The sequence below is a fragment of the Butyrivibrio hungatei DSM 14810 genome (assembly GCF_900143205.1).
GTDB classification, from domain to species: Bacteria; Bacillota; Clostridia; order Lachnospirales; family Lachnospiraceae; genus Butyrivibrio; species Butyrivibrio hungatei.
Window position 1 is genome coordinate 42,762 of record NZ_FRDH01000009.1, and the last position, 14,755, is coordinate 57,516.

Sequence of the window (14,755 nt, forward strand, 5' to 3'; positions counted from 1 at the left end):
ATAATCTACTGTCTTTACATCATAATATACATTTCCGGATAATTGCACAGTTTTTCTTAATTATTATATAATTATTGCTAGACAATTTGCTTTATTACGTTTCATTTAGGAGGCATTTATGGAAAATAGACCTGTTGGTAGAAAGAAAAACGTAGGAACAGGCGGCTCCGGCGTCCACAAACGTGGCGAAGGCCTTGGAACCGGCCCTGTTGGAAATAGTTCAGGATACTCATCCGGACCATCCTCATTTGGCGGCGGTCCTAAGAGATCTGGTGGCAGAAGCCCTCTTTTCATGATCATCGTTCTGGCAATACTGATCCTTGGCGGTGGCGGAGGCCTCACTTCACTCCTAGAAGGAGGCGGCTCAGGCTATTCAGACTCATCAACCACGCAGCAGTATTCAAATACAAGTAGCCAGACTTCAACTGGAAGCGGCACTTCATCACTCTCAACTCTTAGTCAGCTCTTTGGCGGATATGGTTCATATTCAGGCGGAAGCTCAGCATCGGCAGCCTGGAGCGAAACTCCTAACACAGGCAAACTGGACACTTCTGTAGCTTCAAACGCCCGCGCCAAAAGAACTGTCATAAAAGGTAACGGTGAAGACACAGTTACTATCATGGTCTACATGTGCGGCGCTGATCTTGAATCTAGAAGCGGCATGGCTTCCAAAGATATTCAGGAGATGCTAAAGGCTGACCTTGGAAATAACATAAATCTCCTCATCTATACAGGTGGTGCTAGGCAGTGGCAGAACAACGTAGTTTCAAGCACTACAAATCAGATCTATCAGATAAAGAACGGAAAACTCAATCTCCTTGTCGATAACGTTGGAAACCTTCCAATGACCAAGCCAGATACACTTTCCAGCTATATCAAATGGGCGGCTACTAACTACCCTGCTGACAGATTTGAGCTCATCTTTTGGAACCACGGCGGCGGATCAACAGGTGGATACGGCTATGACGAGAAGTTCGCATCAGCTGGCTCCATGTCCCTTGCAGGTATCAATACAGCCCTCAAGGATGGCGGAGTAACCTTTGATTTTGTTGGCTTTGACACATGCCTCATGGCAACTGTAGAAAACGCCCTTGTAGTTTCAAACTACGCCGATTACCTGGTTGCATCTGAAGAGACAGAGCCTGGTATTGGCTGGTATTACACAGACTGGCTCACAGCCTTTGGTAAGAACACTTCCATGGACACCCTGGAGATTGGTAAGAACATCATCGACTCCTTCACAAATGCCTGTGCTCAGACTTGTCCTGGTCAGAAGACAACTCTTTCTCTTATTGACCTAGCTGAACTCTCACAGACAGTTCCTCAGGAGCTTGCAAACTTCTCCAAAGATACTGCAAACATGATCAACAGCGACGAATATTCAGCAGTATCTACAGCTCGTAGCAGTAGCCGTGAGTTTGCTTCATCCTCAAGGATCGATCAGATTGACCTTGTGGATTTCGCCAACAGAATGGGAACTACTGAGGCAAAAGAGCTTGCAAATGCCCTTAAGAGCTCTATCAAATACAATAGAACAAGTTCAAACATGACCAATGCTTACGGCCTTTCAATCTACTTCCCTTACAAGCAGAGCAGCAAAGTAGATTCTATGGTCAACACCTATGAAAACATCGGTATGGATGAAGATTACGCTAAGTGCATTCAGAGTTTTGCTACCATGGGCGTTGCCGGACAGGTTGCTTCAGGTGGAACTTCAACTCCTATGCCATCTCTTTTTGGAGAACTTTCTCAAGGAAGTGGCAGCGGTGATGCTACAGCTGAGATGATATCCCAGCTCCTTACAACCTTCCTTTCAAGCGACTTTAGCAGTATTTCTGGACTTTCATCCTCCAATACTTCTTTCCTTGGTAAGTCTCTTGATGTAGAAAAGGCTGCAAATTACATTGCAGCTAACCAGTTTGATACTTCAAACCTCATCTGGACTCAAAATGCCGATGGTCAGGATGTAATAAGCCTCTCAGAGGATCAGTGGTCCCAGGTAAAAGACCTTTCTCTTAACATGTTCTATGATGACGGAGAAGGCTACATTGACCTTGGACTTGATAATACACTTGAGTTTGATCCAGACGGAAACCTCATTGCCCCATCAGATAAGACATGGCTTGCAATCGACGGTCAGATTGTTGCTTACTATGTGATCGACGTTCAAGGTGATGAGAATAGCTACGCTATCACAGGTCGCGTTCCTTGCCTCTTAAACGGCGAAAGAACTAATCTGATCCTTGTATTTGATTCTGAAAATGAAGATGGATACGTTGCCGGAGCCAACTACGATTACGTGGAAGGTGAAACAGATACTGTAGCCAAGAACCTCACAGAAATAAATGAAGGCGACACCATCGATTTCCTTTGTGATTACTATGGTTATGACAAACAGTTCCAGGATAGCTACTACCTGGGTGAGCAGATGACAGTTTCACATCCAATGTCAGAAATGGTCATCAACAACCTTCCTGTAGGTGATGGTGACGTTCTCGTAACTTATCGCTTTACAGACCAGTTTGCACAGAACTACTGGACACCAACAATTAAGTACTAATTTTCGTTTAATATATGCTATACTAGTCCCATGGAAAAAGCATGAAAGGGGATTTACAACATGATTAATGGAATGGGTCTTATCACAGGTCTCATTGTAGGTGCTATCGCAGGATGGCTTGCAGGCAAGCTTATGAACAGCGAAGGAAGCCTTCTTAGAAACATCATCCTTGGTATTGTAGGTGGTTTCGTAGGTAACCTTGTACTTGGTCTTGTAGGTATCCACGGAAGCGGTATCCTCGGCAACATCGTAGTAGGCGTTATCGGATCCTGCATCGTAATCTTTGGTGGTAAGAAATTACTTAAATAAAATGATTCAAAATAATTAGGGAACTTTTTGAGTAAAAACATATCAAAAAGTTCCCTAAATTTTTTGTCATTTATCTATGGGTTTTATCTCTCCCTTATCAACAAGTCTAAAGAACGCATCCACAACCTCAGGATTAAGCTGGGTTCCGGAGACTTCACGGATTGTAGCCAGCACATCATCAAAATCCATTCGCTTGCGATATGGTCTGTCAGAATACATTGCATCAAAGCTGTCTGCAACTGCGATAATTCGTGCTACCTGTGGGATTTCATCACCTGCAAGTCCGTTAGGATAGCCTTTTCCGTCATACCTTTCATGATGGGCTCTCGCACCTATTGCTAGTTCTGGTACAACACTTATGTTCTTAAGAACCTCATTTCCCTTTACGGTATGGGATTTGATCACGTCATACTCTTCATCTGTAAGTTTACCCGGTTTATTAAGCACAGCTTCAGGAATACCAACCTTACCAACATCATGCAATAGGCCAATTCGATAATACTTTTCTACAGTTTCATCATCATACCCCATCTCTTTGGCAATCATTGCTGTATATTTGGCAACTCTCTCCGAATGGCCGTTGGTATACTTATCCTTCATATCTATTACTTTCGCAAAAGCTTCCGATATCTCGGATGCAAGCGCAGCACTTTCCTTCTGCTTCTTTTTAAGAGAATCGATATGGTCCTGATACAGATAGATTCCCATAAATGCAGTAAACAGCACTACTCCAATACGTGTAAATGTCAGACTTCCGTAGCTCTGGAAAAAGTAATAACGTGTCAGATCTATTCCTGCGCCTAAAGTACTGACACAAAGGCCCCACATCATAGTACGCAGAAGTGTAGGCTTGATCATTTTCTGACGTATAGCTCTAAAGACGATCACTGCAGCTATCATAAAGGCAACTACTATAATGAATTGAGAAACATAAACAAGATGGTAATAGTCTGATAATCTGCTTTGTGTTAGTCCAACTTGAATGAAGAAATTCAAAAAACATACTATTAACATTCCAAACAAAAGCTTTGAATGTGATTCTCCTGTTGTACTGGAAAAAAATGAAAGCAGTTGGAAAGGTACAAATATCAGGCATGCATACTCCGCAACTCTGATAATTTCAGGGTGACCTGTCAGCACCTGAAGTAGAAGCGTATCATTAAGTCCTATAAATCCGACCAATAAGCAGGTTATACCAAAGGATATGAAGTCAATTCCTGTTGACTTCATAACAATTTTTCCCGTTACACCTGCTATAACAAAAAGGAACCCAATTAGCATAGTTGTCATACATTGGCAAAATGAAAAAAGATTTCTTTTAAAGACGTTTGTCATGTACTGTCCAGCATCACTAATAGCTATCTCTCTTATACCTGCCGGCACATTTGGAAATACTGGTTCAAGGTTCAGCCTTAAATTTGTGCTGCCCGCAGGAATTGCGACGGTATGATATTGCATACCATAAGAAACACCCAAGAATCTTGATAGCTCAGGGGTATAATCATAGATCAAATCATCAGATGCATATACTTTAAAATTGGTGTCGATGGACTTGAAGCATATAGCCATTCCATCAACCTGCATCTGACTTATATCCAATGTAACCGCATGTGAACCTAGGGTAATATCATAAAGATCAACCGCCTGACCATTTTCATCAGTCCAACCTTCATTGATATTACCAATCACATTGGCATCCCTATGTTTTTCATGATCGCCTGTCGCAATTGCTAAAAATACAAAAAGCACAAAAACAAAAATGCAAGCGATCTGCTCTAGGCTTGAGCGAATTGACTCTCTTCTTGTTTTCATGCTTTTATATTAACATCTTTTTGTTATAATGTCTTTTTTATTTCGATTTAATACCACTTATCAATTTCAAATGTAGTGATAGAACTTCCCTTAAGAACAGCAGAAAATGATGCTTTATCTTCACCAAATTCCATCGCAACTTTATCTGTTACATCTGCCCAGTTCTCGCCGTCAGCCATAGTTCCGCTAGTTCTTGTTGCTACGATGCCAATATCTTCGCCTGCTTCATAGAAGTCTGAAAGGTCAAATTCCCACTTAACATCATCTACGTTAGTGTTCATTGCTACAATTATAACCTTCTCGTTTTCTGGATCGTAAGCAGCTACCACTGTATTGGCCTTATCATCAACTCCAACCAAAGTGTAGCCTGGTCTGATAAACTTTGTAAACTGTCCAAAGGCATAGTACTTCTTGGTAAGAAGCAGTTCTTTTGCATCATGATCTGCAATAGCAATTCCCCAGAAAGGTGTTCCTGTAGATACTATCTCATCAGCCTGCTGCCTTGTGCAGGTATCAAACTCATTTTTTGAATCTACATGAACATCTACTGCGTCCCACATGATCCAGGCTGTAGGCATGAGGCCGTTTAGGTCCTTTATGATCTGCTCTGAATAGCCAAGAGCAGCCTGCATTCCTGTATCTTTTTTACCGATAGAATATGTTCCATCAACTTCGCTCATCCAAAGGTTCTTACCGGATTCTTCTGCAATCTTCTTGAGCATGTCGCGCTGAGTTCCCTCGTAGGCGTGAGTGTCGATTCTATCAACAACCTCTTTTGCCTCCTCAGAAAGAGACTTATAAGACATGATAGCAGCTTCAATGCTGGTCTCATCAGTTCCGCAGATGATCATATCGATTCCCTTGTTCTGAAGCTCTGCATTAAGTGCTGTAAGGATCCTACTCTGAGACTCACCCTGTGAGAAATGGCAGCCTTCCTGCTTCTCACTGTGAGCTCCCCAGTAGCTGGTTGCAGGCTCATTCATTGGATCAACACTCTGGAATGTGATAACACCTTCCTGCATCCAGTGCTCGATCACATCCGCCATGTAGCAGGCAAAAGCTGTGTATGAATCCTCTCTTAAGTTATCAACAGAAGGATCCTCTCCTCCTGAGCTACATCCACTTACAGTCATGAAGTATGGTGGTGAATTGGAAAATGCCTCAGCAATAAACTCATCTTTTGCTGCGTCAGCTGCTGCCTTTAAGACGTTCATCTGATTGGCATCTGCATCCCAGTCATAGTTCCATGCATATCCACAATCGAAGTCTACTCTGGCGTAGTTATCCACATAGTAATCCTTAGAATTGTTACTAAGATCGACCTTTGTTACATCTACGCAGTAGCCAGGAACTACAGAATCTGATCTCTTAATATGTGGCTCGTGATAAAAAGGTGCATTCTCATCTGTTACGTTATCTCCACCGCCAACGTTATAGCGGCCAATGTTCATACCAAGACCTTTTTCCAGATTGAAAAAGGCTTCTGCTGTCTGAGCTGTAAGTTCTTCACTGTAGCCTACTCGGTTGGCCCACCAGCAAAGAGATGTTCCCCATCCCTGAAACTCTCCGTAGCCATCACCATTTGTGTCATTAAACTTTTGCGCGTCAGACAATGACAGCTTTACTGTTTTAGAAATTTCCATGTTTTCATAACTCCCCGTTACATTATTATCTTCACTTATCTCGCTTGTACTTTCAGTACCAGCATTATTTGCCCCGGTGCTATTTCCACAACCCGAAACAATAGAAGTGAGCATAGCCGCTGCTACGCCCACTGATATGATCTTACCTGCTTTTTTCTTCATACCTGTCTCACTCTTTCTTTACTGGATTTTTGGAAAAGACATGTTCATCTCCGTAAGTAACATTGTATCTCCAATTCTGAGCACTCCCACCTGCCCCATTATACCAGTTACCGGTTATTTCGTTTTTTATAGAAAGCTTATTATCTGAATCATCCATTTCAAATAATAAGATCCTTTTTTTCTCATGGATATTTGGACAATGAAGTGACATCATAAGTTCCCCTCCAAAGCTCCTAAAGAGCATGGCATGTCCGCCATCAAGAGCAAAAAGAGGTATCTCTTCCTGAATCCATGGACCATGGATAGTACCACTTGCTGAGCGGCAGTATCCTACTGTGTAACCGCCTCTTTCTGAAAAGCTTGACCACAGCATGATAAGCGTCCCACCTGGAAGTCTGTAAAGAAATGGCCCGTCTGTTACCAGGCCGCCATCTGCTGTTGCATTTCCTCTCCAAGGTGCATCTGAAGCCCTGAACAAGATCTCCGGCTCTGAGATCATTTTACTTAGATCGTCACTTAGCTTGATCGCGCATACCTGACCATCATAAACCTGCATCCACTCATGGCAGAATACAAGCCATGGCTGACCTTCATCATCAACAAATAAAGTTCCATCCAGGCATTGCCATCCTTCAGGTGTAATTGGCTTATCCCCTACTGGAGTAAAGGGGCCTTCCGGTGAATCGGAAACAAGGGCCTGGCAGCCTCTCAACTTACCCTCTGCCCTAAAAGAAGAGATCAGATAGTATCTGCCCTTCCATTTATGAACCTCCGGAGCCCAATAGTCTTTATCTGCCCAAAAGGTCTTTTTCTCAAAACATACCTTTGGAACGGACCAGTTGATCAGATCCTTTGACTTAAGCACATAAAAACATGCTTCATCCTGCTTTAGTTCTGGGAAAAGATTGACATCAACAAACTGGACGTATGTGTAATACAGACCAGTTTTGTCATCTGCCAAAATGAAGGGATCACTTATATGCACATCCCTTATGCTATATGGATATTCTTTAGAACCTTCATTAACTATAAATGCCATAAGTAAATATCATCCTGTCTTATTTTTCAAACTCAGCAGCTACTGTCTTAAGAAGATTTCTGATCTCAAGATGCTGAGGACATACATTCTCACAGCCTCCGCACTCAATACATTCGCTGGCCTTTCCAGCTCCTTCAGATGTGATCCTGCCATAGTACATATCTTGATTCCAATCATTAAAGATCTTCTTTCTGTTGTAGCAGGCAAAGATCTCAGGAATCTTGATGGCCATTGGACAGTGATTTTCTTCTACGCAGTAGTGACAAGCTGTACATGGGATCATATCAAGTCCCTTGAAAATAGCTGTTACTCTTGCTACTGCTCCCATCTCAGTCTCTGAAAGAGGCTTGAAATCCTTCATGTATGAAACATTATCCTTCATCTGAGCCATATCGCTCATACCAGAAAGAACAAGTCTGATTCCTTCCTGGCTTGCTGCAAAACGAATTGCATAGCTTGCATTAGAAAGACCTGCCTTCAACTCATCAAAGATCTGCTGAGCCTTATCCGGAAGATTAACAAGGCTTCCACCCTTAACTGGCTCCATTACGATTATTGGCTTATTATGTTTTCTGCAGACATCATAAACCTTCTTGCTCTGAACAGATGCATCATCATAATCAACATAGTTGAACTGAATCTGAACAATCTCAATCTGTGGATATGTAGTAAGGATATTATCTAAAACCTCTGCCTTATCATGGAATGAAAGACCTACATGCTTGATCTTACCTTCTTCTTTTAACTTAAATGCAGTCTCATACGCATTGCACTTTTTGAATTTTTCAAAGTTAACTGCGTTCTGTGCATGCATGAGATAAAAATCAAAATACTCAACACCGCAGGCATCAAGCTGACTCTGGAAGAATGGCCTGATGTCCTCTTCGCTGTTAAAGAAAGACTCTGTAAGCTTATCTGTTAAAAGATATTTATCTCTTGAGTATCTCTTAGTCAATGCCTCTTTTATTGCCAGCTCTGACTTGCCATCTATATAGCCGTGAGCTGTATCAAAATAGTTAAATCCGTTCTCTATAAAGTAGTCCGTCATTTCCTTGAACTGCTCTATATCAACTTCGCTTCCGATCATTGGAAGTCTCATACATCCAAAACCAAAAAATGTTTTGATCTGTGAAAAAGAATTGTCCATCGCTTGCCCTCCGAACACAAAAATACGCATACTCCTACATATACACCTTGATTCTAGCATATTCAAAAGCCTGAATATAGCTCAATTCTTGTCATAAAAAGCCACTTTTTTGTCATCTCTTGTCCTCAATCTATGGCACTAGAGTTTTATGAATGATAGAATATATATATACTAAATTTTATCAATTCATGACAGGATTTATTATGGCAAAAATTTCTAATTCAGATCTTTTTGACAATCTATTAACCCTCATTCCCGCTGGAATCTTCTGGAAAGACAAAGACCGGCGTTTTCTTGGCGCCAATCAGATGTTTCTTGATTACTACGGTCTTTCATCAGTTAATGAGATCATCGGAAAAACTGATGAAGACATAGGATGGCACATCGATCCAGCACCATTTAAAAATATCGAGCTTAAAGTGATCAACAATGGCGAAACCATTAGTAATGTTCCTGGACAGTGCATTGTTAAGGGTATGGTCCGTAATATCAGGGCTTCCAAAAAGCCTTTATATTCAGGCGGCAAGATTGTCGGCCTTATAGGCTATTTTATGGATGTCACAGATGAGCTTGCAGAGAAGGACTGGCTTGCAAGTCTTTCAAGAACTGACGAGCTTACAGGCATCTTCAACAGAAGGGCCTATTCTGACATCATCATTCAATACGAAGAACAGTACAAACAAAATCACACAGATTTTGTTTTATATATGATAGACCTTGATGGATTCAAAGCTGTTAATGATGAATATGGACACGAGTATGGTAACCTCGTCCTTAAATCTGTAACCAAGAGCCTGGTTTTTGCATCGGCAGACAACTGCGTTCTCTTCCGCTACGGCGGCGATGAATTTGTTATCCTCCATCAGCTTCAGGATGAAAAGGAAGTTCAGCTCATAGAAAAAAGACTCATCAGAGCTTTAGAATCTCCTAGAAATATAGAAGGAGCCAAGGTTACTATCCATGGCTCCATAGGACATGCACAATATTCAGAGACTACTTCAGTTACGCTGCTTATCGAACTAGCCGATAAACGAATGTATGAAATGAAAAACAGCCACAAAGATCACAACAAATAATAAAGGGTTGCACATAACGTGCAACCCATATTTTTACATGATCTCCAATGTACCACCTGAGATCAGCTTACCAGAACGTCTATCAAAGAGTAGAATATCTTTTCCTTTGATATCAATATTGGCATCCTGACCAATAAGGTAGATTGAATTACCAAAGATTACGCTGGTAAGGAGGAAATCTCCAACCTTAAGTTTGAGTGTTGACTCCATACCAGTAGGCATTGCACCGTAGATTTTAGTGTTGATCTTACCATTTGGCTCGATATCGATAGCTTCTGGTCTGATGCCAAGTACGAAATCTTCATCAGTGATAACAGGCTCATCCATAAGACTTTCATCCTGTTCCTCAACCTTCTGAACATGGTACTTAAATACTTCGTCCTTGTTACTCTTTTCTACTGCGCCTTTCTTCATAAGTCTCTGACGCTCAAATTCTTTCTTGTCAGCTTCTTCCTTGTCTCTTTCTGCTCTCCACTCTGAGATCTTAAGTGGCTCGTTTGGCACAAACTTTGCCTTTACGCCATCAAGGATATTAAGCTCAACACTGCCGTCTGCTGCCTGTGCTCCCTTTGCATCCACAAAGTTCATAGATGGATTACCTACAAAGTCAGCAACGAAAAGGTTTGCTGGTCTTGAATAAACATCAAGTGGAGCTGCGTACTGCTGAAGAACGCCATTGTTTACAAGACAGATTCTTGTAGCCAGAGTCATAGCTTCCATCTGATCATGTGTTACATATACGAATGTGCTTCCAGTCTCAACGTGGAGTCTCTGAAGCTCGTATCTCATCTCAAGTCTGAGCTTGGCATCAAGGTTTGATAATGGTTCGTCCATGAAAAGAACCTGTGGCTCTGGAGCAAGAGTTCTGGCAATAGCTACTCTCTGCTGCTGTCCACCAGAAAGCTCTGCTGGATACCTATCCATGAACATTCCGATCTTAACTATTCTTGAACATGCTCTGACTCTTGAATCAATCTCTTCCTTTGTGAGCTTTCTTGTTTCAAGAATTTCGTTACCATTTTTAAGTACATGGTACTTGCTGCTAAGTTCTTTTCCTTCTCTAGCGTACTTTTCCTTGATTCCTGCAAGCTTTTCTTCGTACTCAGCAAGCTTTGCCTTTGCAACCTTGTCTGGATCAGAAGAAGAATGAATACCTAAGTTAAACAGCTCTTTTGCTGAATAGATTGAAAGATTATAGTTGTCGATGAGTTTGATGTGAGCCTTATTCTCATCGAGCTTTCCATTCTTGTCACGGCACTCTTCTACTATCTCTTTTATCTTGGTTCCATTAGCAAGAGCTCTTACGATATCTCCTGTCTGCTTTGCCTCTGGATCAAGTACTGGCATCTCTTCGTGGATATTTTTAAGACCAAAAGAGATGTTCTCATAAACTGTCATGTTTGGCCAAAGTGCGTAGTTCTGGAAAAGGAAGCCAACCTTACGCTTGTTGGCCGGAACGTTGATTCCTGCATTTGAATCAAATACTACTTTGTCACCGATTGTGATCTTTCCTTCTGTTGGAGTCTCAAGGCCTGCGATCATTCTAAGGATTGTTGTCTTACCACAGCCTGAAGGTCCAAGAAGTGTAATAAATGAGTTATTTGGGATGTTAAGGCTAACATTATCTACACCAAAAAACTTTCCCCAACGTTTAGTTATGTTCTCTAAAATAATTTCAGGCATGATTACTTTCCTCCTATGCCGCTGTCAAGGCTTGCGCCTGTGAGCTTGTTTACCAAAGTATTAAATACAAGAATTGTTACGATGAGGATGAGGTTGATAGCACTTGAGAATGCATATAGTCCCATTTCATCGAAATAGTCTAGTGTTGTTGAAAGGATAAAGCCCTGTGTACAGAGAAGAAGGAACAATGATAATTCTCTAAGGCAGGTCATAAATGGAAGAAGATATCCACTTATGATTGATGACTTCTGGATTGGAATAATGATCCTTGTCATTCTCTTTACCCATGATGTATTCATGATAATTGCTGCTTCTTCAAGCTCGTTACTGATCTGAAGCATTGAATTTAGTGAACTTCTTGAAGCGAAAGGTATGTATTTTACTACACCTGCGATTATCAGAAGTGTGTATGTATTAAACAGATTGATATGCTCGTTGGAGAAGAGGATAAAGAATGCTGCTCCAACTGCGATTGATGGCATGAGGTAAGGAAGGAATGCTACGTTGTTTACATAGTTTGCCCACTTATTCCTTCTCTTTTTAGCAACTGCGTATCCGATAAGTGTACCAATGGTTCCAGCTATCAGTGCACAGACAACTGCCAGGAACAATGTTCCAAAGAAGGCATGCCAAATGGTCTTGTTGTACAGGATTCCGGCCTGTCCATACATTCCGTTTTCTGTAATGTTTTCGTTTGTAACCCACCATTTTGTTGTGAGGTGAGCAAGATTTCCTGAATAAAGGAAGCTGTAATCTCCTGGGTTTGGAAGGAATGTCTCCAGCGCAAAGAGGAGAATTGGCCAAATACTTGTAAAGAATGTGATGATCATGAAGATGATTCCTACAAGATATTTACCAACCTTACCAATTGAGAGTTTTGTAAGCTGTCCTGATTTACCAGTAACCGTTGTATAGTTCTTACGGCTCTTTAAACTCATCTGGTTCATTCCAAGGATCAGTACGCCAAATACCATCATGATGATGGCCAAAATACTAGCTTCACCAGTGTATTTACTGTTCATTGAAATGTACTTGGTAGAAAGAGTTGTGAGGTTCAGATAATGTGGTACTGGGTAACTTCCCATAGCTGATCCAAATACCAAAAGAATTGTTGAAAGGATTGCTGGCTTGATCATAGGAAGTGTTACCTTGAACATTATCTTCCACTTTGGGGTATCAAGAATTGTGGCTGCCTCTTCCAGGTTGGCATCCATATTCTTGAAGATTCCTCCGATCAAGATGTAAGCAAATGGTGCATAGTGAAGTCCTAAAACTACTGCACTTGGGAATACTCCCTGGCACCACCAGTGAGGAAAATAGATGTTAAATATTGCTGCAAGAAGTCCATCTGAAGTTCCTGTCACTTTATTTGAATAAAACATATGCTGCCAAACAACGGCTAATGTCCACTGTGGCATGATATAAGGAAAAATGAAGATAGAACTTAAATACTTCTTAAACTTCATGTCTGTTCTAGTTACTAGAAATGCGAACAGACCGCCGAAAAGAATTGATATAAAGCATGTAAGCACAGATAAGATCACAGTATTAAGAAGCGGTGTCCAAAGATTGGTCTTTGCTAACTTACTTGTGAAAAGATCTGTGTAGTTTACTACTGAATAACCATTTACTCTTCCAGTTAAATGCTGGTCGATAGTACCTGGATGTATAGCAAATGTATCTTTTACTATAGCTACGATAGGTGCGACTGTACTAAAGGTTAAAACAATCCCAAACAGCAAAAGTATTATATTCTGAGGTTGGGAAAACCATGTCTTTACCTTATTTTTGAAAATCGCACTTTTGTCTGGTTTTGCGATTGCATTCATTTTAGTTTCGTCCCCTTTTTTAAAGGATGCCGCCCGCAGGCGGCATCCGAAGTGTTGTTAATTATTCTCCTGGAGCATAGTGATCAAGAACGTCGATCCAGCTACCAACTGTGAATGATACTTCTGAGCAGTATGCAGGATCTTCAAGTACGAGCTCACCATCTGTTGTCCACCAGTCATATCCTCTGTCGTTCTTTGCTGGGAACTCATCTCCGCCGCCCTGTGAGTGATGGAATGTGTCCTCAATCTCTTTTGCAACGTTAGGATTTGCTGAGTAGCCACCCATGTCTTTACCCCAAGCTTCAAATCCCTGCTCTGTGCATGTCATATAAGCGATGAATGCGCATGCTGTCCAAGGAAGTGGGCTATTCTTGGTAAGGAAGAGGTAATGGCAATATCCATATCCGCCGATTCCAGTGTAGCCGTCCTGATATGCTGCTACGTTGATGTTGTTAACTGATACAGAAGCTGACTCTTCTACTGAACGAAGCTTACTGTATACTAAAAGACCTGACTGATCTGTTGCAGATGCATCTACAAGTGTGTTGCAGATAGGACCATCGTCTGTCTGCTCGTTGTAGTTGTTAACCCAAAGCTTGATCCATGCAAGTGCGTAAGCACCGTTTGCGCCAAGACCAAGGTCGTTTGCATCTGTCTGCATCTCTTTGATCACAGGCTCAAAATATGCTTTCTTGGTATCATCAAGCTTGTCATAAGCTTCCTTGAGCCATGTAGCATACTTATCTTCTGTGAGCATCATGAGGAAGTTCTTTCCTACAATCTCAGAGTCAACACCCATGAAAAGAGGATGTGATCCTTCATATACGAAATCCCAGCAGTTGTTAAACTGAGCACTTCCTGTGTTGTTGTACATGAAAACTTTATTAAGTGTCTGGAGTGGAAGGAATCCTGCGTAAGCATCAGGTGTTGTTCCGTTTGCTTCTGCCCATTCCTTAGGAACGAATGTCTTTAAGATGTCTGTATCTACCATCTTTGTCTGGATCTGGTTACCATCCTGAATAAGAGTCATAGCAAATGTGCCTTCGCTCTTAAGTGAATCTGATGTGAGCTGCTCAAAGATCTTGTTGTTCTTTGGCTGCTGCCACTCAAATTCCATTGTGTAAGATGGATCGATTGTCTGTAAGTACTCGATGAATAATGGAAGTGCTGACTTACCACGGCTACTGTTACCTACGCCGTAGAATGTCTTGCCGTTTGACTCTTCGATAGCCTTCTTAGCAAGCTCTTCCATTGACATTGTCTCTGCTTCAGCAATGATAGCATCGATTCCTGTGAGTTCAGCTGCTGGAGCAGCCTCTGCGGTTTCAGTTTGCTCTGTTGTCTGTGCTGCAGTATCTGTGCCAGCTGGCTGCGCATCTGTGCCTGCACCCTGGTTAGAAGCTGCGCTTCCGCAACCTGCAAGAGCGGATACAACCATTGTGAATGTTAAGATTGTTGATAATACTTTCTTTTTCACCTTTTATCCTCCTTTTAC

At 41.6% G+C, this 14,755-nt stretch carries 10 protein-coding genes; 3 read left to right on the forward strand and 7 right to left on the reverse strand.

Annotated features, from left to right (window positions below; genetic code table 11):
* The first annotated feature begins 118 nt into the window (after positions 1-118).
* Together BUA02_RS11155 and BUA02_RS11160 are read left to right on the forward strand one after the other, a co-directional pair.
* Positions 119-2,560, forward strand: a complete 2,442-nt coding sequence (locus BUA02_RS11155) for a clostripain-related cysteine peptidase (protein WP_072704107.1) — start codon at positions 119-121, stop codon at positions 2,558-2,560.
* Between the two features lie 60 nt (positions 2,561-2,620).
* The gene (locus BUA02_RS11160; protein WP_242946502.1) at positions 2,621-2,869 is read left to right on the forward strand and encodes a GlsB/YeaQ/YmgE family stress response membrane protein; all 249 of its coding nucleotides are present in this window, start codon (positions 2,621-2,623) and stop codon (positions 2,867-2,869) included.
* A 66-nt stretch (positions 2,870-2,935) separates the two neighbouring features.
* Here BUA02_RS11160 and BUA02_RS15595 read toward each other — a convergent pair whose 3' ends face one another.
* From BUA02_RS15595 to BUA02_RS11180, 4 genes are read right to left on the reverse strand one after another with little or no spacing between them, the layout of a single operon-like run.
* The gene (locus BUA02_RS15595; RefSeq protein WP_083572745.1) at positions 2,936-4,681 is read right to left on the reverse strand and encodes an HD-GYP domain-containing protein; all 1,746 of its coding nucleotides are present in this window, start codon (positions 4,679-4,681) and stop codon (positions 2,936-2,938) included.
* Between the two features lie 47 nt (positions 4,682-4,728).
* Positions 4,729-6,486 (reverse strand): glycoside hydrolase, encoded by a 1,758-nt coding sequence (locus tag BUA02_RS11170; protein ID WP_072704110.1) that lies wholly within the window; start codon positions 6,484-6,486, stop codon positions 4,729-4,731.
* 7 nt (positions 6,487-6,493) lie between these two features.
* Positions 6,494-7,525, reverse strand: a complete 1,032-nt coding sequence (locus tag BUA02_RS11175) for a glycoside hydrolase family 43 protein (RefSeq protein ID WP_072704113.1) — start codon at positions 7,523-7,525, stop codon at positions 6,494-6,496.
* 19 nt (positions 7,526-7,544) lie between these two features.
* Entirely contained in the window at positions 7,545-8,672 is a 1,128-nt protein-coding gene (locus tag BUA02_RS11180; protein ID WP_072704117.1) for an aldo/keto reductase, read from the reverse strand.
* Between the two features lie 203 nt (positions 8,673-8,875).
* Here BUA02_RS11180 and BUA02_RS11185 point away from each other — a divergent pair, with 203 nt between their 5' ends.
* Complete coding sequence (locus BUA02_RS11185; RefSeq protein ID WP_072704120.1) at positions 8,876-9,748, forward strand: sensor domain-containing diguanylate cyclase; 873 nt, start codon at positions 8,876-8,878, stop codon at positions 9,746-9,748.
* A 33-nt stretch (positions 9,749-9,781) separates the two neighbouring features.
* On the opposite strand, the gene BUA02_RS11190 is transcribed toward BUA02_RS11185, so the two are convergent.
* From BUA02_RS11190 to BUA02_RS11200, 3 genes are all read right to left on the reverse strand, one after another.
* On the reverse strand, positions 9,782-11,431 hold the full coding sequence (locus tag BUA02_RS11190; RefSeq protein ID WP_072704123.1) for an ABC transporter ATP-binding protein: 1,650 nt from the start codon (positions 11,429-11,431) through the stop codon (positions 9,782-9,784).
* A gap of 2 nt (positions 11,432-11,433) precedes the next feature.
* Complete coding sequence (locus BUA02_RS11195; RefSeq protein ID WP_072704127.1) at positions 11,434-13,260, reverse strand: ABC transporter permease; 1,827 nt, start codon at positions 13,258-13,260, stop codon at positions 11,434-11,436.
* 61 nt (positions 13,261-13,321) lie between these two features.
* Positions 13,322-14,737: a hypothetical protein gene (locus tag BUA02_RS11200; protein ID WP_072704130.1), complete on the reverse strand. Its 1,416-nt coding sequence runs from the start codon at positions 14,735-14,737 to the stop codon at positions 13,322-13,324.
* Positions 14,738-14,755: the final 18 nt, after the last annotated feature.